The organism is Natronorubrum bangense (genome assembly GCF_004799645.1).
Taxonomy (GTDB): Archaea; Halobacteriota; Halobacteria; order Halobacteriales; family Natrialbaceae; genus Natronorubrum; species Natronorubrum bangense.
Genome location: NZ_CP031305.1, coordinates 2,476,939 through 2,501,290 on the forward strand (window position 1 = coordinate 2,476,939; position 24,352 = coordinate 2,501,290).

The 24,352-nt window shown below is 62.8% G+C and carries 26 protein-coding genes and 1 pseudogene; 16 read left to right on the forward strand and 11 right to left on the reverse strand.

Going from position 1 to position 24,352, the window contains the following annotated elements:
• Positions 1 to 204 precede the first annotated feature (204 nt).
• Together DV706_RS12360 and DV706_RS12365 are read right to left on the reverse strand one after the other, a co-directional pair.
• Positions 205 to 1,371 carry a LolA family protein gene (locus DV706_RS12360; RefSeq protein WP_006064412.1) on the reverse strand — a complete coding sequence of 389 codons (1,167 nt, stop codon included), beginning with the start codon at positions 1,369 to 1,371 and terminating at the stop codon, positions 205 to 207.
• 75 nt (positions 1,372 to 1,446) lie between these two features.
• Positions 1,447 to 1,773: a hypothetical protein gene (locus DV706_RS12365; protein ID WP_006064413.1), complete on the reverse strand. Its 327-nt coding sequence runs from the start codon at positions 1,771 to 1,773 to the stop codon at positions 1,447 to 1,449.
• A gap of 172 nt (positions 1,774 to 1,945) precedes the next feature.
• On the opposite strand from DV706_RS12365, the gene lrpA1 reads away from it, so the two are divergent.
• From lrpA1 to DV706_RS12395, 5 genes are all read left to right on the forward strand, one after another.
• Entirely contained in the window at positions 1,946 to 2,374 is a 429-nt protein-coding gene (gene lrpA1, locus DV706_RS12370; protein WP_006064414.1) for an HTH-type transcriptional regulator LrpA1, read from the forward strand.
• A 92-nt stretch (positions 2,375 to 2,466) separates the two neighbouring features.
• Entirely contained in the window at positions 2,467 to 2,964 is a 498-nt protein-coding gene (locus tag DV706_RS12375) for an SRPBCC family protein (RefSeq protein WP_006064415.1), read from the forward strand.
• 151 nt (positions 2,965 to 3,115) lie between these two features.
• On the forward strand, positions 3,116 to 3,718 hold the full coding sequence (locus tag DV706_RS12380) for a nitrous oxide reductase accessory protein NosL (protein WP_006064416.1): 603 nt from the start codon (positions 3,116 to 3,118) through the stop codon (positions 3,716 to 3,718).
• Positions 3,719 to 3,804: 86 nt separating this feature from the next.
• On the forward strand, positions 3,805 to 4,707 hold the full coding sequence (locus DV706_RS12385; protein ID WP_006064417.1) for a DMT family transporter: 903 nt from the start codon (positions 3,805 to 3,807) through the stop codon (positions 4,705 to 4,707).
• A gap of 607 nt (positions 4,708 to 5,314) precedes the next feature.
• The gene (locus tag DV706_RS12395) at positions 5,315 to 5,878 is read left to right on the forward strand and encodes a TlpA family protein disulfide reductase (RefSeq protein WP_006064418.1); all 564 of its coding nucleotides are present in this window, start codon (positions 5,315 to 5,317) and stop codon (positions 5,876 to 5,878) included.
• On the opposite strand, the gene DV706_RS12400 is transcribed toward DV706_RS12395, so the two are convergent.
• Entirely contained in the window at positions 5,867 to 6,502 is a 636-nt protein-coding gene (locus tag DV706_RS12400) for a class I SAM-dependent methyltransferase (RefSeq protein WP_006064419.1), read from the reverse strand. The genes DV706_RS12395 and DV706_RS12400 overlap by 12 nt on opposite strands.
• A 210-nt stretch (positions 6,503 to 6,712) precedes the next feature.
• Here DV706_RS12400 and DV706_RS12405 point away from each other — a divergent pair, with 210 nt between their 5' ends.
• Entirely contained in the window at positions 6,713 to 7,363 is a 651-nt protein-coding gene (locus DV706_RS12405; protein WP_049889600.1) for a TlpA family protein disulfide reductase, read from the forward strand.
• Between the two features lie 23 nt (positions 7,364 to 7,386).
• On the opposite strand, the gene DV706_RS12410 is transcribed toward DV706_RS12405, so the two are convergent.
• Positions 7,387 to 9,873: a DNA topoisomerase I gene (locus DV706_RS12410; RefSeq protein ID WP_006064421.1), complete on the reverse strand. Its 2,487-nt coding sequence runs from the start codon at positions 9,871 to 9,873 to the stop codon at positions 7,387 to 7,389.
• A 283-nt stretch (positions 9,874 to 10,156) separates the two neighbouring features.
• Here DV706_RS12410 and DV706_RS12415 point away from each other — a divergent pair, with 283 nt between their 5' ends.
• Complete coding sequence (locus DV706_RS12415) at positions 10,157 to 11,620, forward strand: MATE family efflux transporter (protein WP_049889601.1); 1,464 nt, start codon at positions 10,157 to 10,159, stop codon at positions 11,618 to 11,620.
• Here the strand turns inward: DV706_RS12415 and DV706_RS12420 are convergent, their stop codons facing one another.
• Positions 11,621 to 13,180 carry a flippase gene (locus DV706_RS12420; protein WP_006064423.1) on the reverse strand — a complete coding sequence of 520 codons (1,560 nt, stop codon included), beginning with the start codon at positions 13,178 to 13,180 and terminating at the stop codon, positions 11,621 to 11,623.
• Between the two features lie 121 nt (positions 13,181 to 13,301).
• Positions 13,302 to 13,691, reverse strand: a complete 390-nt coding sequence (locus DV706_RS12425) for an FxLYD domain-containing protein (RefSeq protein ID WP_006064424.1) — start codon at positions 13,689 to 13,691, stop codon at positions 13,302 to 13,304.
• A gap of 157 nt (positions 13,692 to 13,848) precedes the next feature.
• On the opposite strand from DV706_RS12425, the gene DV706_RS12430 reads away from it, so the two are divergent.
• From DV706_RS12430 to DV706_RS12440, 3 genes and pseudogenes are all read left to right on the forward strand, one after another.
• Positions 13,849 to 14,778, forward strand: coding sequence for a sulfide-dependent adenosine diphosphate thiazole synthase (locus DV706_RS12430; protein WP_006064425.1), 930 nt, complete (start codon positions 13,849 to 13,851; stop codon positions 14,776 to 14,778).
• A 6-nt stretch (positions 14,779 to 14,784) separates the two neighbouring features.
• A pseudogene (locus DV706_RS12435) lies at positions 14,785 to 15,552 on the forward strand (DUF7001 family protein).
• A gap of 62 nt (positions 15,553 to 15,614) precedes the next feature.
• On the forward strand, positions 15,615 to 16,037 hold the full coding sequence (locus DV706_RS12440) for an acyl-CoA thioesterase (protein ID WP_006064426.1): 423 nt from the start codon (positions 15,615 to 15,617) through the stop codon (positions 16,035 to 16,037).
• 14 nt (positions 16,038 to 16,051) lie between these two features.
• Here the strand turns inward: DV706_RS12440 and DV706_RS12445 are convergent, their stop codons facing one another.
• The 4 genes from DV706_RS12445 to DV706_RS12460 form a co-directional block, all read right to left on the reverse strand.
• The gene (locus DV706_RS12445; protein ID WP_006064427.1) at positions 16,052 to 16,771 is read right to left on the reverse strand and encodes a class I SAM-dependent methyltransferase; all 720 of its coding nucleotides are present in this window, start codon (positions 16,769 to 16,771) and stop codon (positions 16,052 to 16,054) included.
• 1 nt (position 16,772) lies between these two features.
• Positions 16,773 to 17,681: a thiamine-phosphate synthase family protein gene (locus tag DV706_RS12450; protein ID WP_006064428.1), complete on the reverse strand. Its 909-nt coding sequence runs from the start codon at positions 17,679 to 17,681 to the stop codon at positions 16,773 to 16,775.
• Positions 17,682 to 17,892: 211 nt separating this feature from the next.
• Positions 17,893 to 18,495, reverse strand: a complete 603-nt coding sequence (gene dcd / locus DV706_RS12455; protein ID WP_136350870.1) for a dCTP deaminase — start codon at positions 18,493 to 18,495, stop codon at positions 17,893 to 17,895.
• Between the two features lie 44 nt (positions 18,496 to 18,539).
• Positions 18,540 to 19,136 carry a DsbA family protein gene (locus DV706_RS12460; RefSeq protein WP_006064429.1) on the reverse strand — a complete coding sequence of 199 codons (597 nt, stop codon included), beginning with the start codon at positions 19,134 to 19,136 and terminating at the stop codon, positions 18,540 to 18,542.
• Between the two features lie 102 nt (positions 19,137 to 19,238).
• Here DV706_RS12460 and pth2 point away from each other — a divergent pair, with 102 nt between their 5' ends.
• The 4 genes from pth2 to DV706_RS12480 all read left to right on the forward strand — a co-directional run bounded on the left by pth2 (position 19,239) and on the right by DV706_RS12480 (position 21,768).
• Complete coding sequence (gene pth2, locus DV706_RS12465) at positions 19,239 to 19,577, forward strand: peptidyl-tRNA hydrolase Pth2 (RefSeq protein WP_006064430.1); 339 nt, start codon at positions 19,239 to 19,241, stop codon at positions 19,575 to 19,577.
• Positions 19,578 to 19,687: 110 nt separating this feature from the next.
• Positions 19,688 to 19,945, forward strand: a complete 258-nt coding sequence (locus DV706_RS12470; protein WP_006064431.1) for a hypothetical protein — start codon at positions 19,688 to 19,690, stop codon at positions 19,943 to 19,945.
• 98 nt (positions 19,946 to 20,043) lie between these two features.
• Positions 20,044 to 21,393: a tRNA pseudouridine(13) synthase TruD gene (truD, locus tag DV706_RS12475; protein ID WP_006064432.1), complete on the forward strand. Its 1,350-nt coding sequence runs from the start codon at positions 20,044 to 20,046 to the stop codon at positions 21,391 to 21,393.
• A gap of 63 nt (positions 21,394 to 21,456) precedes the next feature.
• Positions 21,457 to 21,768 carry a hypothetical protein gene (locus DV706_RS12480; RefSeq protein WP_006064433.1) on the forward strand — a complete coding sequence of 104 codons (312 nt, stop codon included), beginning with the start codon at positions 21,457 to 21,459 and terminating at the stop codon, positions 21,766 to 21,768.
• A gap of 105 nt (positions 21,769 to 21,873) precedes the next feature.
• On the opposite strand, the gene DV706_RS12485 is transcribed toward DV706_RS12480, so the two are convergent.
• The gene (locus tag DV706_RS12485; protein WP_006064434.1) at positions 21,874 to 22,395 is read right to left on the reverse strand and encodes a hypothetical protein; all 522 of its coding nucleotides are present in this window, start codon (positions 22,393 to 22,395) and stop codon (positions 21,874 to 21,876) included.
• A gap of 258 nt (positions 22,396 to 22,653) precedes the next feature.
• On the opposite strand from DV706_RS12485, the gene surE reads away from it, so the two are divergent.
• Both surE and DV706_RS12495 read left to right on the forward strand, forming a co-directional pair.
• A complete protein-coding gene (gene surE, locus DV706_RS12490; RefSeq protein ID WP_136350871.1) occupies positions 22,654 to 23,493 on the forward strand; it encodes a 5'/3'-nucleotidase SurE in 840 nt (279 codons plus the stop codon).
• A 60-nt stretch (positions 23,494 to 23,553) separates the two neighbouring features.
• Entirely contained in the window at positions 23,554 to 24,306 is a 753-nt protein-coding gene (locus DV706_RS12495; protein WP_006064436.1) for a DUF2103 domain-containing protein, read from the forward strand.
• Positions 24,307 to 24,352: the final 46 nt, after the last annotated feature.

A 24,352-nucleotide genomic window follows, 5' to 3' on the forward strand; every position in this document is an offset into this window, starting at 1 on the left:
ATCAAGAGCGGCGTGCTGACGACAACCCTCTATACTCAGCAGGCAACTCCGCTCGTCTATTGTGGATTTCAATTAACCGGTAGTGCGGAGTCGCTTTCTGCTCACGGCTTCGCCGTTCGTACGGTCGGCGGAACCTTCGGTTCCGCACTATCCTCGAGCGCAAGCGGGAATGTCCGTCCAGTCAGCCTACTAGGGATACCGGACTCAACACTCGAGGCTCAGCGACTCGCCGACTGCAAGCGCAACGTCTGTGTCGCCGATAGCGTCGCTGACGAACACCGAGTAGTACAGCCCGTCACACGACCACTGGAGTTCCGTCCCTTGTTCAGTGGTCTCGAGCGTGCCCGCCACCTCACCGACGCTGATCGAGTCGCCGTCGGTCGCGAACGCTCGAGGGCCGTCGCTCGTGGTGACCGTCACTGACTCGCCATCTCCGTTGGGATAGAAGAGCGACACCTGTCTGCGGTCCTCGTCGTGGAACTCGTAGCTGCTTGCGCCGTCGAAGGCAACGGCAGCCGGCAGCGCGTCGGCTGACGGCTCGGCGACCGCGAACGGGGCGGCCGTCTCGGCGTCGGCGACCGTGTCGTACTGCTCGATCGTAGGGAAAGCGAACCCGGTTTCGTCGGCATCGTCGTCATCGGCGACTGTTGGTGGCTCGAACAGGTCGTCTGCGAGGCCCCCGTCGATCGACAGATTTCGATACGTCGTCGTCAGTTCGATGCCGTCGCCGGCGATAGTGTGTTTGACGGGGAACAGCGTCTCCTGCTCGAGCCAGAGTTCGACTCGGTCGGCGCTTCGCTCGTCGGGGTCGGCTTCGGTTGTCTCGAGTGGGAAGACGTACTCCGTCTGGGCGACCTGAACGCCAACTGAGCGCTCGATCGTTTCGTTCGCTGGTGGCTCGAACTCGACGCGATAAGCGTCCTGACCGTCGAACTGCACCTCCTCGAGAGCGGTCACGTCGTAGGCGTCGAGATATCGTTCGGGCTGGGCGGAGAGCCCCTCGAGAAACGAGGCGTCCGGATCGCGCTCGTAGCTGCGGATGGCGTCGCGCTCGAGGTCGTGGACGTATCGGTCGGTGCCGTCGCTAACGATGACCAGTTCGCTGCCGTTTTCGGTGGTCTCGATTCGACTGGTGCCGTCCGCACGGAGCCAGACCGTTTCGGTACGCTGGCTCGTCTCCCCGTCGATCGTTTCGTTGATTTCGACGGTTGCTGAGAGCTCGTCCGGTGGTGTCGTTTCTGCGAGACGATCCTCGAGGTGGGCCTGTGAGGGACCGGCGTCCGGAACGGCAACACAGCCGGCGAGCACCACGGTGAGAAACAACGCAGCGGCGACGCGGAGGGGAATGTGGTCGGGAGCGGGAACGCGCATGTCAGGAACAATTACAGTCAACCCCTATTATGTCATCGGCTCGAGGGCGGCGGGCCGATGACGCAGCCCAGTGGCTCAGCCGTCGTACTCGCCGCGGTAGCCGACACCACGTGCGAACAGTTTCGTCAGGTAACTCAAGACGAGCAGCGAGACGAGCAGCCCACCGAGCGCAAAGGGGTGAAAGCCGTAGATCATCTCACGGATTGCATAAGCGACGACGAGCACACCCATGAACAAAGCGGTGCCGCCAGCCCACCGAGAGACGTACGCCGGATCAACCGATTCGTCGTAGTTGGCGTGGAGGTCAGCGCGTCCGCGGATGGCGATCACGTAGCCGAGATACAAAATGGCGAGGCCACAGAGCAACCAGACGGTCCCGCTGATGATGTTCGCATCAACCATGTCGTTCTCCCGAAACTGGGGTCACTGAGCGAATAAGTCCGACGGTCTCGCAAGTGCGGACTCGAGCAGATGCACAGACCGCTTGATCCCGGCGTATCCCGGCGCTTCCGTCGGGTTACCGGTCGTTTTCGTATACAAAAGATATTTTTCCGTCCGAGCAAAAGAGAGTAGCATGAGTACACAGGCGACAGAAGATCGCATCCTCGAGGTGCTCGAAGAGGATGCTCAGGCGTCTTACGCCGAGATCGCCGACCGGGCGAATGTCTCGAAACCAACAGTTCGAAAGTATATCAATCAACTCGAAGATGAAGGCGTTATCGTGGGCTACTCGGCGGATATCGATCCGAAAAAGCTCTCGAGCAAGACGATCGCGCTGGTCGGCTTCGACGTCGCAAGCGAACGCTACGTCGAGGCGACGAAAGCGCTCAGAGCGCTCGATGAGGTCGAAGCGCTGTACAGTTCCAGCGGCGATCACATGTTGATGGCAGAGGTTCGCGCCGAAGACGGCGACGAGCTGGGCGAGATCATCTCGGAGACGCTGCTCGAGATCGAGGGAATCACGGCCGCGCATCCCTCGTTCTTACAAGAGCGGCTGAAGTGAGCCTGATCGAAGAGCGTTGATCGCCAAAAGGTCGGGTTCTGAGACAGTGTATGGCAGTCCCGTTTTGACGCCAGCCGCCGTAACGATGGGTAATGGCAACGTACGAACGCCGGACAACGGTCGATGCACCGCTCGAAGACGTCTGGCAGTTTCACTCGCGGATCAGTGGCCTCGAGGCATTGACGCCGGACTGGATGGGGTTGCGCGTCGAGACGGTGGTCGGGCCTGATGGAACGCTGGATCCAGAACTGCTCGAGGAGGGAGCCGAAATCTCGCTCTCGATGCGACCGTTTGGCGTCGGTCCACGTCAGTACTGGACGTCACTGATCACGGAGCGCGAGCGAGCCGACGGGAGTGCGTTCTTTCGCGATGAGATGGTCCACGGCCCGTTCGACCACTGGGAGCACACACACTCGTTTTACGCCGACGGCGATCAGACGCTCCTTCAAGATCGCGTCGAGTACGAACTGCCACGTGGCGGACTCGAGGGAGTCACCTGTGTCGGCGACGGGATTACAGCGGCCTCGAAGCTCGGCTTCGAAACCATGTTCCGGACGCGCCATCGGATGACGAAAGCGCGCCTCGAGTAGCAGATACTGCCGGACACGATTCACGCACCGATCGTATCTCACGCGTCGTCTCTTTTGGCGCCGACTGGTTGCGTGCGGTCGGCCGTTCACTGACTGCTGTCTGGCAGTATGAACCACGCTCGTTTTGCCGATCGGGCCAGTACGAATAGCTATGGCGAAACTCGATGGACGGCCCATCGGACGGCGGGGCCTCCTTGGCACGCTTGTGGCAGGCACAGCAGCCGGTGTTGCGGGCTGTCTGAACGGGGACAGTGACGATGGCGATGACCATGTCGACGGCGAAACCGCTGCCATCTCCTATGATCCAAACATTGACGAGCACCCGGGCGACGATCCGATCGAGTTCGAGTCGTCCCACAGCTGTGCCATCTGTAACATGGCGACGACCGACTACCCTCGGTGGCAGAGCCAGCTCGCACACGAAGACGGGACAGGCGCTGTCTTCGATACACCGGGGTGTCTGTTTGCCTACCTCGTCGCAACCTCGTCTGACTCGTCGGTCGCTGGGGCGTGGGCCACGGAACACGAGACGACCGAACTCGTCGACGCGACCGACACACACTTCGTCCTCGTCACTGACGCGGACGCGGCCGACGACCCCATGGAGATCAACCCGCGCGTGTTCGCTGACCACGACGACGCCGTCGCCTACCTCGAGGAGTGGGATGCAGAGGAACTCACCGAAGACGACATCGTCGGCCTCGAGGACGTCGACCTCGAGATCGCGTCGATCTATCGCGGCAACCGGCTCTGAGGCGGGCCGTCGGGTGGTTGTTGCTGAACTCGTCTCACAGAGGCCTTTCGCAAGGGGTTTGAGTCGCTCCATCGTGTGCTGGTGACGTGTACGCGTCCGATCTCGAGGTAACGCCGGCTGTCGCCCTTGCCGGTGCGGTGTTTGCGGCGAGTACCAGCGCGATCTTGGTTCGCTGGAGTACTGCCCCGAGTTCGGTCGCGGCCTTCTACCGAGTGCTGTTTACGACGGCGATCGTCGCTCCTGTCGCGTTGCTATGGTATCGTGAGGAGTTTGCCCGCCTCTCGCGGCGTGATCTCGGCCTTGCTGTCGTGGCCGGTGTCGCGCTGGCGATTCATTTTGCCACGTGGTTCGAAAGCCTCAATCATACGAGCGTCGCGGCGAGTGTGACCATCGTCCAGTCCCAACCCATCTTTGTCGCACTCGGAGCCGGGCTCGTCCTCGGCGAACGGATCAGCCGCGAGACCGTGGTGGGGATTACCGTCGCGATCGGCGGCGCAGCCGCGATGTCGCTCGGTGATGCCGGTCAGGCACCCATCTCCGATGCAACCCTGTACGGCAACTCGCTGGCCCTGCTCGGCGCGATCACCGTCGCGGGCTACGTGCTTGCTGGCCGGTCGATTCGCCAGCGTGTCTCGCTGTTTCCCTACGTGACCGTCGTCTACACCGCCTGTGCGCTGACGCTGTTCGTCCTCGTCGGCACGCAGGGCCACGCGTACGTCGCCTACCCGGCTCGTGAGTGGCTGCTCTTTCTCGGAATGGCAATCGGCCCCGGCGTTTTCGGCCACACCGTCATCAACTGGGTGTTGAAACACCTCGAGTCGGTCGTGGTCAGCGTCGCCTGGCTGGGCGAACCCGTTGGCGCGACGCTACTCGCGCTCGTCTTGCTCGAGGAGGTACCAGACACAGTGACGGTGGTCGGCGGAGTGGTCGTCCTCACGGGCATCTACGTAACGACGATCGAGCGAGAACGACGCAGGCCGATAGACTGATACGGTCTGCTGTACCGATGTACCGCCGAACACCAGCGGCGGGTCGGTGATCGGCGGGACGTGACGACAGCAGTCCGTATGATCCGACGACTGGCGTCAGGAGCCGCTATCCCGAGCCCGTCGAGAGATGTGCTTTGCCGGCCGCAGTGATCGCGTACACGCCGCTCGAAACCTGGCGAACGTAGCCGTCCGCGTGCAGTTCGCGACACGCCGCTCGCACCGTCAGTGGATGAACTCCGAGCGCTGCCGCCAGCGATGAGGTGTCGACTGGCCCACGCTCATCGAGGATGGACAGGAGCTTTTGGCTCGAGCAAGAGCACATCGTGGGAGCAAAGAACACGATAACAGTTAGCGTAATGCTTTCGGTGGAGGCCCCTTCTGTTGACATCCTCCCCGTTCTGAAGGGCGAGGTTTTGGGCCTGTTCATCCCATAACTCCGAAATCGTGGTATCGTGTCCCTGCGATACGATACCGTACTGTCCGGTAGGGATCCGTTTTTTACCACGCAACATGTACAAACTGATATGAAAACCCGTGAACTGACACTGCACAAACAGCTGTGTGGTATGTCCACACTGGACACATCACGACAGCCGTTCGATTGGCTATGAGACGGCGTGAACTCCTCGCTGCGACAGCGGGTATATCGGTGCTGGCGGGCTGTCTCGACGATGGATCGGAGCCCGCTGACCAGCTGGACGACACCGACGAGAGCGACCCACCGTTCGAGATCCGGACCGTCGATGCGCCCGGAAGCGAGGCAGGGACAGTCCAGATCCCACAGGCGGGACGGGTCATGCTGCTCAACTTCACCCGAACGCGCTGTCCGACCAGCGAGGGGTTGCTGTCGGCTGTCGGTGACACAAGAGACGACCTCCGACGAGCCGACGTCGACGTCATCTCTGTCACCGACGGGAGCGCTGGCCCCCAACCGTCACCGGCGGAACTGGCCGATTGGTGGCGCGAACACGACGGAAGTTGGACGATCGGAATCGACGAACGCGGGTTGCTCAACGACCACTACGAGATCCGTGGCTTTCCGGTCGTCATGGCTATCGATGGCGCTGGCGAGGTTCACTGGCGCAACGACGGCCCGACGGCAGCAAACAACATGGTATCCGGTGTCCGGACGGCACTCGAGGCAGAGGAGGCAGAACGGCTACCGCTGTGAGGATGGCGACGGCTCACGCCCCGTGAGCTTCGGATACGACTGTGCGCCACCGCTCGAGTTCCGTGCTACGAGCGTCGCGACCGCGGCGGTTCCGCCGATAACTGGCCGTCGTCGCTCTTCGTAGGAGAGGATCGTCAGGTCGAGACACGCCCGAAGGAGGTCGTTCGATCGGTACCGATACCGATCACTCGAGGGGCCGACCTCGAGGGGATCACTCGAGCGAAGATGGTGTTCGTAAACGAGCACACCGCCCGGTGTAAGCGCCTCCTTGAGCGCCGGCAGATGCTCGAGTGCAGCGAAGAAACTCACCGTAATCACGTCATACTCGCCGACAGGCCAGTCGAACTCGTCCAGGTCCGCTCGCATCCAGTCCACCTCGACACCGCGCTCACCGGCACGGTGTCGTGCCTGCTCGAGGGCGACGTCTGAGATGTCGATCGCGTCGACGTCGTAGCCATGCTCGGCGAGAAAGAGTGCGTTTCGCCCGTTGCCAGTCGCAACGTCCAGCGCACGACCATCTGGCAGGGTCGAGAGCCGCCGCTCGAGTTCCGGGATCGGATCGTCGGGGAGTTCGAAGTCGACACCACTGTACTTCTCGTTCCATCGGTCGCGATCGTCGGTCATAGCGGTATGCACGGGCGAGACCTATTTGATCGTTGGCACCTCGAGACACGCTCCCAACATCGGACTGTGTGGTCCAGACACCACACTCGTTCGTCTGTTCCACAAATGAACCAGTGGACCCTTTGGCGTTGAGGACGTAGCTACGTGTATGCAACGTCTCTCGCCACACTCGCCTGAAACAGGCTGTCGATGGGCAGCGGTGGTGATCCGATGAACCGGCGTGAACTCATCGCCGGGATCGGCAGCCTTGGCGTCCTCGGCGGTGCCGGTGCCGTCCTCTGGAACGGGCTCCCATCGTTCGGGGACAACAGCCCGGGGTCAGCCGACGACGAGAGCACTGGCGACCCACTCGAGGTCGAAACGATCGATGCGCAGGGAAGTGAGGCGGGCTCGATCACCGTGCCGGACGACTCGGTCATGGCTATTATGTTCTTTTCGACCGGCTGTGGCAGCTGTCAGACCCAGATGCAAGAACTCGGCCCGGCCCGTGAGGAGCTCGCCGACCAGTACGGTGATGCCGTCCGGGTCATGTCGGTCACCTACCAGACGCCCGAAACGAAACCCGAAGACGAACTCCGCGAGTGGTGGACCACCCACGACGGGGACTGGCACATCGGCTACGACTCGGGACTTGCCACTTCGTACAACGTCGTTGGCTTTCCCGTGACGATCGTCGTCGATACGAACGGCGAAAAACAGTGGGAGGAAAACGGCGTCCAGAGCGCCGATCAGATCGTTGGGGCTGTCGAATCCGTCCTCGAAGCGGAGGCGGAAGCCGAAGCTGAGGCGGCTGACGAAGACCCGGACACCGACTCTGACGAGACGGGTGACGGGACTGCAGCCACGATTACGAGCGCGTAGGAACGCCCTCGAACGGAGCCGATTCAGGCGTTTGCCTGCCAGGTTCGGATTCGATCGGCGCTGACGCCTTCGACGTCGTCGGCGACGGCGTCGGGATCAGCCTCGCTCAGATCGTCGATACTTTCGATACCTGCGTTCGCGAGCTTTTCGACCGTCTTGGCACCGACCCCATCGAGTGCCTCGAGATCGGAGCCAGTCTCGCTCTCACGGGCCTGGAACTCCTGGTAGTTACAGATCGGACAGCCCAGCTCCCATGGTTCGTCGCCGCTGTGGATAACGAGCTCCGGAAGTCCGTGTTCTTCGCAGTGGTCGTCTGTAACCTCGATATCGCCACGTCGGGGCAGCGGTAGCGAGTACTCACAGTCGGGATACCGTGTACAGCCGACGAGACGCGAGCCGCTCTGGAGAGTCTTGATGGCGAGTTCCCCACCGTGCTCGTCACCACAGTCGGGACAGTCGCCCAGAATCGGCCCTTCGCCAGCATCTTCGGCCTTACAGAGCGGACAGCCGTGGACGAACGTCTGGCGACCGGCAAGCATCTTGATCTCGTTCAGACCATGCTCCTCACACTCGCGCTCCATGATCAGTGGCTTGCCAGTCGACGGCAGCGGCAGCGTGTACTCACAGTCTGGGTAGCCATCACAGCCGATGAAATGCGAGCCGTGGCGGCTCCGCCGGACGAGCAGGTCCTCGCCACACTCCGGGCAGGGGCCCAGTCGCTTGTCGTCTTTGAGCGACTTGCGAAGATGGTCGCCGATATCTTCTCGTGACTCCGCGAGATTCGCGAAGATCTCTTCTAACATCTCACGAGACTCGTCGGTGACGTCGTCCAGCGTCGCTTCGCCCTGTGCGATGGCATCCATATCCCGCTCGAGTTGGGCGGTCATCCCCTCGCTGACGACCCGGTCGGCGTACTCCTCTGCGGCCTCGACGACGGCCATCGCGAGCCGAGTCGGCCGTGGTGGATCGCTTTCGACGTAGCCTCTGTCGTACAGTTTTTCGAGGATATCGTGGCGTGTGGACTTCGTTCCCACGCCGAGATCTTCCATCGTCTCGATGAGCCGCGACTGGCCGTATCTGCGGGGTGGCTGGGTCTCTTTCTCCTCGAGTTCGACACCGGAAAGCGACAGCTCCTCGCCCTCGTCGACGTCGGGCACGAAGTTTTCGGTCGTACTGAAGTAGGGATAGACCTCGTGATAGCCCGGTTCGACGAGGCGCTTGCCGTTTGCCTTGAGTCGGTAGTCGTCGACCTCGGCGACGACTTTGAGGTGTTCCCAGACGGCTGCGTCGGCGACCGTCGCGAAAAAGCGCCGGACGACGAGTTCAAAGATCTCCCACTCGTCGTCGCTGACGTCGCCTCGAGTTGGAATCTCGCCGGTCGGATGGATCGGCGGGTGGTCGGTCGTCTCCTCGTCGCCCTCGGTGGGGACGATCTCGTCGGCCTCGAGCAGCGACTCGGCCGACTCGCCAAGCGTCGAGTGGCCGACGAAGTCATCAAGCAACTCCTCGGGCTCGAGGTCGTCGGGGTAGACGGTGTTGTCTGTTCGGGGATAGGTAACATACCCTGCCGTGTAGAGCTCCTCGGCGATCGACATCGCCCGTTTTGCTGTGTAGCCGATCGAACTCGCCGCGCGGATGAACTGGGTCGTGTTGAACGGCGTCGGTGGCGTGTCGGTTCGGGTTCGGCGGGTAACGTCGACGACCGTCGCGCTGTCGTGACTCGAGAGCGTGTCGTAGACTTCATCGGCGACGGCTTCCTCCCAGACGCGTTCCGCTTCGTTGTCGTCCTCGTCGCGATAGAAATACTGGGCTTCGAAGGCGTCGGTGTCGTCGTCTTTCTCGAGGTCGGCAAACAGCTCCCAGTAGGATTCGGGATCGAACGCTTCGATCTCGCGTTCGCGGTCGACGATCAGCTTGAGCGTCGGCGACTGAACCCGGCCGACCGAGATGAAGTCGTTGCCGAGCTGGCCGGCAGACAGCGAGAGAAAGCGGGTGAGCGACGCGCCCCAAATGAGGTCGATAATCTGACGAGCCTCGCCCGCGGCTGCCAGATCGAAGTCGAGTTCGTCCGGTTCATCGAATGCGCTTTGAACCTCGTTTTCCGTAATCGAGGAGAACCGAACGCGCTGGATCGGGACGTCCTCGTTGACGTCGCGGACGATTTCGTAGGCCTCCTTGCCGATGAGTTCACCCTCGCGGTCGTAGTCCGTCGCGATCGTGACCCGTGTGGCCTTTCGCGAGAGAATCCGCAGCGTCGCGACGATGTTCTCTTTCGTCGCCGTCTTCTCGACGTCCGCGTCGATGAGTTCGGCGGGTTCGACGTCTCGCCAGTCGGAGTACTCCGACGGGAAGTCGACGCCGACGACGTGGCCCGACAGCCCCACACAGCGCTTGCCACCCCACTCGTAGACGTTGACGCCGTTCTCACGGCTCGAGTCGTACGTGCCGCCGCTCAAAATGTCGGCGATCCGCCGTGCGGCGTTGTCTTTCTCCGTAATGATCAGTTCCACGGCGGCTCACCTCCGGTATCGGTCGGTCCCCCCGGCTGTGGGCGAGTAGTCTGCATCGTCGGCGGCTACGGCTGAAGTTCTGATAACGCTTTCGCCAAAACCCGCCGACAGCGCGGGTATGCGCGTACTCGAGCGGTCGCGCGTGTGCGAGATGATGTGGCTGGCTGTGAGAGTGGCAGTGCCGGCAACGGACCCGGGGAGCCAAGCGCTTTTCACGGAACCGGGACTCACTCGTAGCAGACACAACGTGGGAGAGACGGAGACAGACCGCAAGCGCGTCGATATGACTACGGGGGCGATCCCCCCGAAACTACTGGCGCTGGCCTGGCCGTTGGTTCTGGGCAACCTCCTCCAGACGTTCTACAACCTCGCCGATATGTTCTGGGTCGGTCGCGTGAGCAGCGAGGCCGTCGCTGCCGTCTCCCTGATGTTTCCGCTCTCGTGGCTGTTCGTCTCGACGGCGATCGGTATCACCGCCGCGACGATCGCCTTAGTCTCCCAGTACGTCGGCTCCGATGATGACCGACTTGCCGACAAAGTCGTCGGCCAGACAATCTTGCTTACGCTTGCCGTCTCGACGGTTCTTGCGGCGCTCGGACTCGCCTTTCGGCGGCCGCTGCTCACCCTCATCGGTGCGCGCGATCAGGTGTTCGTCGAGGCGCTTGCCTACATCGAGGTGATCTTCCTCGCGCTGCCGCTTACCTTCTTGTTCTTTGCGTTCCGCTCGTCGCTGCAAGGCGCTGGCGACACGAAAACGGCGATGTGGCTCGTGGTCGTCTCAGCGGGTATCAACGTCGTTCTCGATCCTTTTTTCATCCTCGGCTGGGGGCCGTTCCCCGAGATGGGGACCCGCGGTGCCGCCGTCGCGACGTTCATTGCTCGTGGCGTCGCCACCGTTGCCGGCGTCTACATCCTGCTCGACGGCCGGTTCGGTGTTCGGCTGCGCCTCGAGGATCTCACCCCCGATACGACTATTCTCCGACGGCTGGTCGACATCGGTACACCCTCGACGATCGACGGCTGGGCGCGCAGTTTCGCATCGGTTGCGATGGCCGGCTTCGTTGCCCGGTTCGGCGCAGCACCCACAGCGGCGTACGGGATCGGTGTGCGGCTGATGTCGGTCACGTGGGCCGTCTCGGGTGCCGTCGGAAACGCGACGGCGACCGGCGTTGGCCAAAACCTCGGCGCGAAGACACCTGACCGTGCCGCTGCTGTCACGCGAACGGCGACCGCGGGGACGATGGTCCTGATCGGTGCCGTCGTCGTCGTACTTCTTGCGTTCCCCGCACAGGCAATACGAATCTTCGTCGACGATCCCGATGTGATCGCCGAAGGCGTCGTCTTCTTGCGAATTATGGCTCCTTTCTGGGCGCTGTTTGCCGGCGTGATGGTCATTCAGGGGGCGTTCCGCGGCGCTGGCAACACGAAAGAGGCGATGGTCCTCTCGTTTCTCTCGCGGTGGGTCTTCCGGGTTCCCGTGGCGCTCGTGCTCGCCTTCGCCTGGAGCGTGACGATACCCGTTCTCGGCCTCGAGATCGCCGCTCTCGACTGGGGAGTCAACGGGATCTGGTGGGCCTACGCGTTCGGAATGGCTGTCTCCTTCGTCGTCGCCGTCGGCTGGTTCCGGCTGGGGACGTGGACCGAGAGCGTCATCGACGACGACACTGAGTCGGACGCGAGTGCACCATCCCGCCCTCGAGGCGAGCAGGCGGCGGACGACGGCGACGTGGAATCGATCGATGACTGATCAGCGACTGGGGAGCCACTTTCGCAGCGTCGGGCTGAACTCCGCGGCCATCTGGGCATCGGCGTCGGTAAAAGCATCCGTCGCGATCAGCGTCAGCAGATAGGTGCCGACGACGACGACCGGGAGCACCCCGGCTGTGACCGTGTCTGACTCGAAGAGATAGACGACGGGCACGCCGGCGATGGTCGCGGGGACGCCGGCACCGACGATTTTGGCGAAATCCCGCGTGAAGGGATGGATGCCGTCGAGATAGTAGATTTCGACGAGGGTCAGGCCGCCAACGAGAAAGAGCGCCGTCGCTGACCCGACCGCAGCCCCCTCGATGCCGATGATCGGGACGAGCGCGAGCGAGACGAGAAAGTTCGCGCCGAAGAGGACGAGTGTGTTGGCGAAGACGATCCGAGAGTAGCCCAACCCCTGGAGTAGCGAGCCGTCGGGGCCGCCGAAGGTGACGTTAAACAGGAAGGCCCCCGCGAGCAGGATGACGACGGTGCTCGCTTCGGCGTACTGGGGCGTGTAGAGGACGGCGAGATACGAACTCGCACCGAGCGAGAGGAAAATCGCAATTGGGAGTGTGATCGCGGCGATCCAGCGAGCCATGATTCGGAAGCGCTGTTCGACGAGGTCAATATCGTCTCTGGTTTCGGCGATCAACGGTTTGAACACGGGCGATAGCGAGTTGAAGATGATCATCAACCCCGAGCCAAGCATGTAGCCGACGCGGTAGATACCGACGTTATCCGACTCGAGGAAGTAGCCAAGGACGAAGTAGTCGACGTGGCCCATCAGCACGAAGACGACGCTGGTCATCGCCAACGGGAGCGAGTACGTGACCAGTGGCCCTGGCGCGACGAGTTCGATCTCGGCCGACAACAGGTTCCACGCCTTGTAGGTGAAGACGGCTGCGCCGACCGTGATCGCGACGAACAGGCCAACGACGTAGCCGCCGATCAGTCCGAGCAGCCCGAAGCCGGCAAGCAAGAGCCCCGCAGTGACGACAAATCGGACGATGGGCCGAACCAGATCGCGCATCAGCACCCGGTACTGGAGCTTCTTGATGCTGTAGTAGGAAGTCAACAGAATGTTGTAGATCGCAAGCATCGGAATCGTGACCGAGAGGAACAACAGCGCGACCCGCATCGATGGCTCCTGAAAGAGTTCGCTGATCGACGCCGCGCTGAACGCGAGTGCGAACGCAACCAGCGACGACGTGACCAGCACGGTCGCCGTCACCTGAACGATCACGCCCTTTGCCTTCCCGCGTTCGTCGTCGGCCAAATACTGCGGCACGAAGTAGTCGATCGCCAGCGGCAAGCCGAGGTTCGCAAACACCTGCAGAAACAGAATCACGGACGTCGCCAGCACGAACAGGCCATACACCGAGGGGCTGACGAACCGGGTCATCAACATGACGATCGCAAACCCCAACACCCCTTTGACAACGTTCCCGGCGAACGTGATGCTTCCCTGCTTTGCGAGCGTTGACACCCCTTCGTCGTGGTCTGGGTCGGCGTCCGAGTTGTGTGGCCCGTGAGCAGAACCAGCGTCTGGATCGATCATCGCAGCTCGTGTCTCCGTGTGCCCGCCCGGTCGTTCACGTCAGTCAACGGCGTCACCTGCTTACACAGATTCACCCACCCACGAGACTGATTCCATCGAGTCGAGACTATGCTCGGTGCCATCAGACCCCCGTTGCTGGCTCGAGTTCGTACGTCGAGACGTCGGCTGCGTCCTCGCCGAAGCGAGGGAACTCGACGTCGAATGCCCACTGCTCTCTTGAGTCGTCTTCGACAGTGACGCTCTCGATGACGGTCTCGAGTACCTCACCGTCTGCGTCCAAAAATGTGGCCCGAATCTCGATATATGAAAGTGTCCGATCCCCAATGTTTCTGACGGCACCCCAGACGACCACCCGCTCATCTTCAGTGTCGGGGTTTTCACGCACGAGATCGTCCCAGACAATCTCGACGTCGCCAGGTTCGGTGATCTCCTCGCTGTTATCCTCGAGGAAGTCGAGACAGCCAGAGACCGGAACGAGGACGGCACACGCGAGAAACGCACGACGATGCATCTGGCTACTGTAGACGAGGGCGAGTCTTCAGCGTTCGGGTCGTCGTGGCTCCGACTTCGTCTGTCGTCTCGTCGTGCCAGCCGATCTCAAAGGCCCCATTCATGTCAGGCTATCGCCTCGACAGACTTTTAACTACCCAATCATACCACCTAGTTGTATGAGCGAATTTGAACAGTTCAGTCAGGTCGGTGAAGCAGATGTAACGCGTGCAATCGGACAGGAGTGGACCGAGGAGTTCATGGACTTCTCGGACTCGGACGTCATCATCGTCGGCGGCGGCCCGTCCGGGCTCACGGCCGCCAAAGAACTCTCAGAGCGTGGCGTGAAGACGATGGTCGTCGAGAAGAACAACTATCTCGGCGGTGGGTTCTGGCTCGGTGGGTTCCTGATGAACAAAGTCACGGTTCGCGATCCCGCCCAGAAGGTCTTGGACGAACTCGAGGTGAGCTACAAACAGTCCCAGGACAGTGAAGGGCTGTACGTCGCCAACGGCCCCGAGGCCTGTTCCGGGCTGATCAAGGCCGCCTGTGATGCGGGCGCGAAGATGCAGAACATGACCGAGTTCACGGATATCGTTATCCGGGAGAACCACCGCGTCGGTGGCATCGTCATGAACTGGACGCCAGTCCACGCCCTGCCCCGCGAAATCACGTGTGTCGATCCGATCGCCGTCGAAGCGGATCTGGTGATCGACGCGACGGGCCACGACGCGATGGCCGTGAAGAAACTCGACGAACGCGGTGTCCTCGACGCACCGGGTATTGCCGACGCCGAAGCGAACGCGACGGGGATGGACCAGACAGGCGACGACAGCTACGGCGCACCCGGCCACGACTCGCCCGGCCACGACTCGATGTGGGTCGGCAAAAGCGAGGACGCCGTCGTCGAACACACCGGGCTCGTCCACGAGGGGCTGATCGCGACCGGGATGGCCACCGCGACGACCTACGGGCTGCCGCGGATGGGGCCGACGTTCGGTGCCATGCTCGTCTCCGGGAAGCGTGCCGCACAGGTCGCCCTGGACGAACTCGAGGTCGACGCCGACCCGGTCGAACTAACCTCGCGTGCAGCGCCAGCCGACGACTGACGAACGATGGTCGACAGCGTCGTCCTGTATCGTGCCCCCTCGACCGTCGTCGACGTCGACGAGCTCGGCGCATGGCTCGAGGCCCGGATCGATGCCGAAGTCCTGGTTCGAGACCGGTTTCTCGACGTCCATCGCACTGACGACCTCGCCGAGCGATTCGCCGTGGCACGGGTCACCTCGCCGTACGACCGCGAGACGGGCAATACGATGCTCGGGACGATCCGCTACGAGGAACGTGCCCTCGAGCAGCCCAAGCGTGAGGGCGGAGTGCTCTACGATGGCATTCAGGTGCAGCGAGCGCTCAACGCCGCCCTCCCCGCCGACGAACGCGGCCTCGAGACGCTGCACGTCCCGATCCTTGACCGAGCGATTGGCACGTGGGGTGACCACGACGGGCGCTGGCACAAGCGCGTGAACGTTCTCGGTTAGCCCGCGCTCGTCTCGGTACCGGGGCTGTACGAAGCGCCCGCCAAGCCCGAGGCCTACTACAAAGAAAAGCAGCGCCACGCCCTGCTGTCGGGCGACGCGCCGCCGCGGGAAGTGCTCGAGAATCAGGTCGAGGGTGATTTTCTGGTCGAGAACGATCCCCGATCGACGGACGCGCTGAAAGGCTACGTGTTACAGCCCTACCACTACCTCGAGACCGGCGAGGCGTTTTGTGACCGAGCAGGGTGTCGCCTGTTCAACGCCCACTACCACGAGGACCTGATCGAGGCCCAGTTGCGCGACCCACCGTTCTGTGCGGCCCACGCGCGCCTGTACGGCGACTCGTGATGACGCCCCGTCGGACGGAAACCGGTGCCCTCTTTTCCCCGACTCGAGTTCGACAACGTACAATGAGTGAACCGTTTACCGTCGACGTTCCCGTCCGATTTCGCGACCTCGATCCCCTGAACCACGTCAATCACGCCGTTTACGCGAGCTACCTCGAGACCGCCCGCGTCGACTACTTAGCGGACGTGGTCGGGATGTCCGGCGACGACCTCTCGTTTGTCGTCGCAAATCTCGAGATCGGGTACGAACGGCCGATCGTCGCCGGTGACGACCCCACGGTCGCGCTCTGGGTGTCCAGACTCGGCGACTCGAGTTGCACGATGGAGTACGAGATCCGTGTCGACGGCGACGTCGTCGCGACGGCCGAGACGACGATGGTTCATATCGATTCCGAGACGAAACAGCCGTCGACGATTCCCACCGAGGTTCGAGAGCCGGTGCTCGAGTACGAGGACATAGCGGAACAGCCGTCGACACAGTCCTGAAGATCGGCCGTCGATTACGACGCCTCGAGTCGGCCACCAGTCAACCGAACGACCCCAAAGACGTGTGTCTCGTCCGCGACAGCCACAGCCCGCTCGCGGAGGCGGGCGTGTGCCGCGTCGATCTTCTCGTCGAGTTGCAGATGTGGCTCGTTCTCGTAGCGCAGTTTCGTCGTCGGCGGCGTCGAGAGCACGACGATCGCTCGAAAAACGGCGTTGACCGGCGGCGCGTACCACGCCTCGCTGCGGGCGGCGTTGGCGAGGACGACGTGGCCCTCGGGGTCGACGAGTTCACACCAGTCGTCGACCGCATCCGCGGGGTCGGCAAGCATCCCGACGACGAACGTCGCGAGAACGGCATCGACAGACGCCTCGTCGTCGATACCCTCCAGTGGCGGCCGCGTGGCGTCACCTCGGACGACGTGGACGTTGTCGTACTCGCTCGTCAGCGCGCGCGCTCGCGTAAGAACTGGCCCCGTAAAATCGATCCCGATAACGGTTCCCTCAGGGCCGACCTGCTCGCGCAAATAGGGCAGGTTCGCGCCCGTTCCACACCCCATCTCGACGACGGTGTCGCCGGACTCGAGTTGACAGGCAGCGGCCGCTCGCCGCCGCAGCGCCGGAATGCCGGGCGTTCGACGTGCGATGACGTCGTAGAGGCGCGCCCAGCGGCCGTAAAACGCCTGTGCATCCTCGGGCTCCATGCGCGCCTCGAGTGTCGAGCGAAGCGAATCCATCTCAGATCAGCGAGCGAATCGTCTCCGCAACCGACTCCGCGTCCGGCCCCAGCACGTAGATCAGCGGCTCGATTCCCATCCCGCCGGTCTGGTAGAGCACGGTCGCTTCCGGTTGGTCTTCGATCACCGCACCGACGCTCGAGGCAACGTCGCCCTCCTCGTCGAACTCAGCGGTGACGTGGCCGCGTTCGGCCAGCGTATCGAGCAGTTCTGGATCATACGTGATGTTGATCGCCGCCGACGCATCCGCGCCGTGGCGACGCGCAGCGAGCAACACTGTCGCGACGTGTTCGGAGACGCCGAACTCGGGGTCTGCTGGCACCGTTGCCTGTCCTTTGACATCGAAGATTCGTCCCGGGACACCGGCGACGTCGTCGATATCGTCGACGTCATCTGCGTCGGGTGTACACGCGACCAGATTCGAGCCAACTGCCGGGACCAGCCTCGTAAAACCGCTTGCGTTCTCGAGACTGCGAAGGCCTCGCCGGAGCGAGGAGAGAACGCGCTCGCTGGTTCGCAACTCGCTGTCAGGGTCGTGGACGCGGAAACTCGAGCCGTAGTCAGCGAGTTCCGGGACGGCGTCTTCATGCAGCTGTGCTAAGAGGTCCCCGCCGGCCTCGAGGTCCCGAATCAGGACTTCAATCTCGATCAGTGCCTGCACGGGGGTGATGTCGCCGTCTGCGAGTCCGTCGGCGAGTTCGGTGACGAGCGCGTCAACGCGCTCGTCGGCAGCGATGCGATCGTTCGTGGTGACGTCGCCGTGGGCGTACTTCGAGACGGCGCTCTGGCTGATTCCGAGCATCCCGGCGACCTCACTCTGGGTCAGGCCGCGCTCGCGGAGTGCACCGGCGAGCAACGACCGAACAGTCGGTAAGAACTCCTCGACGACGATCTCTTCGACGAATTGCATCTGTTTGGTGTCGGTATGATCGCCTACCGGATAACTGTGGCCCTCGTCGCTGAGCGACGTCCTCGGCGCGTGCTGTTCGAGGATGTTCGACACGGACAACTAGACGGATTCATGCCGTCCTCAAGCCTGTTCGAGTTGCTGGTTCCCAGTACGCATACCGGCTGTCGGTCAGTGGCGGTACGCATTCGTTCGCACTGACAGTGACCAGCGCTTACTCGTTTCGCTCGAGTTGGTCGCCGCCGAACTCGTCGTCGCTCTGGATGCGTGAGGCCTGCGGGCCATCTTGATCCTGATACTTCGAGCCGCGGTCGCTGCCGTAGGGGCGTTCGGCTTCGGTCTTCAGCTCCGTAAACGTCAGCTGGGAGATCCGCATGCCGGGCGTGAGCGCGACGGGTGCGCTGCCGAGATTCGAGAGTTCGAGCGTGATCTGGCCGCGATAACCGGGATCACAGAGGCCGGCCGTGGCGTGGACGACGATGGCGAGTCGGCCAAGCGACGAGCGTCCTTCGACGTGGGCGATCAGATCCGCCGGGATCTCGACGCGTTCGTGAGTCGTCCCCAGCACGAAATCACCGGGATGGAGAATGAAATCGTCGCCGTCTTCGACGATCGTCTCGGTCACGTACTCGCCGACCTCGCGCTCGGAGGTGGGGTGGATACAGGGGATGTTCGTCCGCTGGAACTCGAGAAACTCCTGGCCAAGCCGGAGGTCGACGCTTGCGGGCTGAATCTGGAGTTCGGGATCGTCGAGGGGGTCGACGACGAGGTCGCCCTCCTCGAGCCGTCGCAGAATGTCTGCATCGGAGAGGATCATACCCGACGAGTCGAACGGTGGGTGTGTAAACCGTTCGATCCAGCTTACTCGAGTGCGGCGTCGATCTCGACCATCGGATTCGTCTCGGTGAGATCGATCTGGTCGCCGTCGACGAAGACGGCTGGTGTCCCCTCGACGCCGTTGGAGCTGCCGTAGGATTTGTCGTCTTCGAGCAGCGATCGGTGGCTTTCCTCCTCGGCTGCCTCGCGGGCCGCGGCACCGTCGAGATCCAGCTCGTTGGCGACCGTTTCGACTGCATCGTAAGAGTACGAGCCCAGATAGTCGTAGATGTCTGCCGCAAACGCCCAGAACGCGTCGTTGCCCTCGGTCTTGTAAATCTCGCGTGCTGCACAGGGGATCGCCCACGACCAGGTGTCATCGAGGAAGGGATAGTCCCGGTGTTCGTATCTGATCTGCCCGGTTTCGATATACGCGTCATCGATATCCGGGAAGACCTCTTCTTTGAAGTACCGACAGCTCTGACAGGAGAAGTCCTCGTAGACGGTCACCGTCACGTCGGCGTCGGGATCGCCCAGGACGGGTGGCTCCGGTGGATCCTCACTACCGAGACAGCCCGCAACTCCGGCTCCGATGCTGACAGCCGCGGCCGTGCCGAGAACCGTCCGTCGCGTGAGTTTCATGTCGCTAGCTATCGATTCGGCGTAGAAATACGTACCGCCATCCACTCAGGAGCCGGTCCTCCGATCGCCGACGCTTTATCGGTCGCCCTCGAGTGTCGGCGTATGAAACAGGCCATCGTCGCTCGCACCGACATCGGCATGGGACAGGGAAAGCTCGCCGCACAGGTCGCCCACGCGTCGCTGTCGGCCTACGAAAAGGCAGACAGCCAGCTTCAGAGCCAGTGGAAAAGCGGCGGCCAGAAGAAAGTCGTCCTGAAAGGTGAGAGTGAGCGGCAACTGCACGAACTCGCCGCAATCGCCGACAGCAACGGGATTCCACACGCCATCGTCAGAGACGCCGGCCACACCCAACTCGAGCCCGGCACTGTCACCACGCTGGCCGTCGGCCCGGCGGCTGACGACCGCGTCGACAGCGTCACCGGCGACCTCTCGCTGTTCTGAACAGCGCTGCCAGCGCTGTCGATCGATGCCGCCGGACGCCGACACTGTACTGTTTTCGTACTGTCACCACCAGTAGATACTTCTCGCCAAGACAACAAGTTACAGCCACAATGTCTGTGCTCTCAACAGAAGACGAAGGCAAGTTCCTGATGGATATCCGTGGCGAACAGATCGGGATCGTCACCGAAGTCGACCCGATCGAACAAATCGCCTACGTCGATCCCGAACCGACGCTCACGAACGCGTGGCTCCAGAGTCTCGGTCGTGGCGATGCCGGCGAAGACGACCTCGAGATCCCAGCCGAAAACATCGAGACGATCACCGACTCGGAGATTCGCGTCGACGCAGACCTCAGCAGCGAAGCCTGATTTCGGACCGACTCGTTCATGTGGGGGGTTGGGACTCGAGTAGCGCTACCTCGAGAACGAACCGATTTATTCCCGGCAGCCAAAGCGCAGCCAAGCATATGCGCCCGGCACATCCCACAGAGCAGGCCGTCGGTATGGAGCACTACGTCAGCGACACCGACGGTATCGGTGGCCACCTTCGCGAGGACGACGAGCACTTCCGCGTGCGCGAACTCGAGCGTTTTTCGACCGAGCCGGTCGACGCGAGCCTCGACGCCTACCCGCATCTCGTCTTCCGGGTGACGCTGTCGGGATGGGACACCAACGATTTCGCGAGCCGACTGTCGGACGCACTCGGCATCTCTCGAGAGCGAGTCAACTGGGCCGGCACGAAAGACAAGTACGCGGTGACGACGCAGCTGTTTTCGGTGTACGGAGCCGACCCTGCGGACCTCCCGGACGTCAACGGGGCCGAAATCGACGTGCTCGGCCGGGCCGGCCGCTCGCTCGAGTTCGGTGATCTGGCGGGCAACGCCTTCGAACTCGTCGTGAGCGATCCCGCCCAGCCCGCAAACGTGGCCCAAATCACGGACGAACTCCACGCCTTCGGCGGCCTCGAAGACGAGGACACTGAGGGCACCGTCGTCGGCGTCCCCAACTTCTTCGGCCAGCAGCGCTTTGGCAGCCGTCGCCCGGTCACCCACAAAGTCGGCCTCGAGATCGCTCGTGGTGACTGGGAGGGGGCGGTGATGGCGTATCTCGGCAACCCAACCGACGCGGAGCCGGAAGGGACCCAAGACGCCCGCGCGTTCGTGCAAGAAACCCGCGACTGGCAGGAAGCCCTCGAGCGCTTTCCCAACCGGCTGCGATACGAGCGTTCGATGCTCCACGGGATCACCGAGTGCGACGGCGAGCCGGGTCCCGAAGACTTCCGCGCTGCCCTTGAGCGCGTCCCCTCGAATCTCCAGCGGCTGTTCGTCCACGCCGCCCAGTCGTACGCGTTCAATCTGATGCTCTCAAAGCGCCTCGAGCGCGGGCTCCCGTTCGACCGGCCCGTCGAGGGCGACGTGGCCTGTTTCGCCGACACCGACGCGCCCGCGGGCCTCGAGTTACCCGACACGGATCGCCTCCAGCGCGTCGACGAGCGCCGCGTGCGATCCGTGACCCGCCACTGCGAGCGCGGCCGTGCGTTCGTCACCGCCCCGCTCGTGGGCACTGACACCGAGCTCGCCGACGGCGAACAGGGCGAGATCGAACGCGCCGTTCTCGACGACCTCGGCCTCGAGCCCGCCGATTTCGATCTGCCCGGCGAGTTCTACTCGAGTGGCACCCGTCGGGCGATCCTCGTCCGGACGCCCCTCGAGTACGAGACCGATCCGCTAACGCTCGAGTTTTCGCTGCCGAAAGGCTCGTACGCGACGGTGGTTCTGCGGGAGTATCTGAAGGTCGACCCGGTCGATCTGGGCTGATCACTCGAGACGGGATCGAATGGAACTGAACGGACGGATGCACACTAACGCCGACAACAGATCATGATTGGAACGGATCAGGAGACTGACCTCGTCGACTGGCAGAAAACGGAGCGTGATGGGACGACGGTGTACGAACTCGAGTACAGCGCACCAGTCTCGGAACCGACAGGTCGGCCACGGACGCTGTTCGGGGCCACCAGCGGCGGCACCGTCCCGGCCGCCGAGCAGTCCGTGCAGTTGCCCGATGGCGAGCGGATTCCCGTGACCGACGTGACGTTCGAGGCGGAGGGAACCACGCTTCGGATTCGGCTCGAAGAGCCGTCACTGCTGGCCCGACTCCGGCGAGCGCTTCCGTGGTGGACTCGTGCGTGAGACGATCTGCTGTACCGATCTCCAGCACGGGATCGGTGATCGACGGTCACTGACCCCAGCAGTCGTATGAGCGGTTCCGTCGAACGGGGCCGGTCGACGACGGCTTCAGCTCAGCCCCGATCGGAGCACGGTACCGAAGCCGGCAGCCCCGATACAGAACGCGATGAGGCCGCCGATCCCCGTCAGCGTGAGCACGCCGTTAAGTCCCGCAGCGACGAGCAGGGGTTTCAGCCAGCTGTCTCCGCGGCCGATGAGTCGCTCGGCGATCGCGAGGTAGGCGATCACCGACCCGATCGCCCACAACAGGTATACGACGAGCAACAGCGGGAGGGCAACGAGGATTCCGATAATGGTGATGAAGAAGACGAACGCTAGAATCAGCACGGCAACCAGCGCGATGAGACCGTAAACGAACGAGCCGATGGGTTCGTCAAGCACGTCACCCATCATCCGCTCGGTGTACTCGGGGACGACCGCGATCATGATCGCGCCGACGATCAGCGTCGTGAGGAACGCGCCGACGGCACCCCCGGCGAGATTGTCGGCTGTTCCGATGCCGATATCGACACTGGGACCTGCCTGTGCGACGAACAGCGCTGTCAGTGTGGACTGTGCGAGGACACTCATAAATACGAACAACTCCCCGCAGGAAGTTAAACGACCACGTTGATGATCGCCCTCGAGAACCAGTCGACGCGGTCGTGCTCACGAAACATCGGCTGCTCGCGCCCTCGAGAATATCGCATCCTGTCCGGCGTGTAAAGCGGTCGTCACCGAGAGTTCGCGATACGGCCGCGTGGGACGAAACTCGCAGATAGAAGGTGTCAGGAAACTAACAGCGTCGAATAGATACTCGTATCCAGTCCCATCCCTAACACGGACTGTATGGACGAGCAGCCGGACATTCTCCTGACGAACGACGACGGGATCGACGCGCCGGGCATTCGCGCGCTGTATGACGCGCTCACCGAGGTCGGCTCAGTCACCGTTATCGCCCCGGACCGAAACCAGAGCGCCGTCGGCCGGTCGTTATCCTACGGTCGCACAAGCGACGAGGCGGACGACCCGGACGGGTTCACGCTCGATCTCGAGGAGAGTTCCTTTACCTCGCCAGTTCCCCACACCGACCACGAACTGGGCTACGCCGTCAACGGCACCCCCTGTGACTGTGCCATCGTCGGCGTCAACGCCCTCGAGTCGTCCCCTGATCTCGTCGTCTCGGGCTGTAACGCCGGGGCGAACCTCGGGGCCTACGTCTTCTCGCGGTCAGGGACGGTTAGCGCCGCGATGGAGGCCGCGTTTCTCGGCACCCCGTCGATCGCGGTTTCGATGGACACACTCGGCATGGAAAGCGACCTCGAGCCCGCGGATTTCGAACACGCCGGCGAGATCGCTGCGACGCTGGCACGGGACACACACGAGACGGGCCTGTTCGATCGGATCGACTACCTGAACGTCAACGTTCCGCGGCCGGATCTGGAGGGCAACGGCGTCGCGTTGACGCGCCCGACCGAAATCTACGAAATGGACGCCACCTTCGAGGACGGCGGCTTCCAGCTGACCAACCGGCTCTGGCAGCAGATGGCCAACCGGGACATCCCCGATCCCGAGGACACCGACCGCCACGCACTGCTCGAGGGCCAGGTCTCGGTATCACCGATGCGAGTCCCCTACGATGTCGTCGAGACCGATGCAGTGCAGACCATCCTCGAGCGGGTGCTTTGACAGTCGTCTCGAGACGATCGAAAACACGTCAATTTTACACGCCCCGCACGAACTGGCAGTATGGAGTGTCGCCACTGTGCCTCGCCGCTCGAGAAACCCGGCGACTACTGTCTGGTCTGTCGGGAGCGAAACACCGAAGCGGTCGTTCTCGAGGCGGGGCGCGAGCGGGCGACGATGACGATGCTCGCGGGCGACGATGACGACGATCCGACGACGGCCACGCTCGACGATCCGGTGCTTGGTGAGACGACGATCACGACGACGCCCGAAGACGGCGAGAACGAGATCGTCGAACTGCGAAACTTCGCGGGCCGAATCGGTGACGAAATCCGGCGTAAACGACCCGAAGAGGTGTATGCGGGCGGCGAGCGGGACGTTATCCGGGCCGTCCGTGAGGACATCCACTTTCCGTGCTATCGCGTCGACGACGCAGAGCCCGTCGAGGCGGTCCTCGAGCGCCGTGGCAATCGCGCCCTCGACGTCGTCCAGACGCCGCCAGCCGAAAAGATCGGCGGCAGCCACACCACCCTCATCGGTGGCCGCACGGGGATGCGGGCGATCCACACCGTTGCGGACCACCCCCACGTGAAGAAGGTCATTCCAGGGCCGATCGACGCCGGTGGGAAGGGGTCCCAATCAGGGCTTCGCGCGAAGGTAACCCGCGCCGACGACGGCGGCAACGTTCGCATGCTCTTGCGAGACGGCTCGAGTGTGCAGGAAAACCGCGTCGTGACGACCGCCCGCGACCGGGAGATGGGCGAGATGATTCGGGACGATTTGAACGAGGTCCTGACCGACGCTGAGTTTCAGTAGTTGACGGCCGTCTCGAGAACGGCCCACTCGCTCGAGGGAGTGTCGT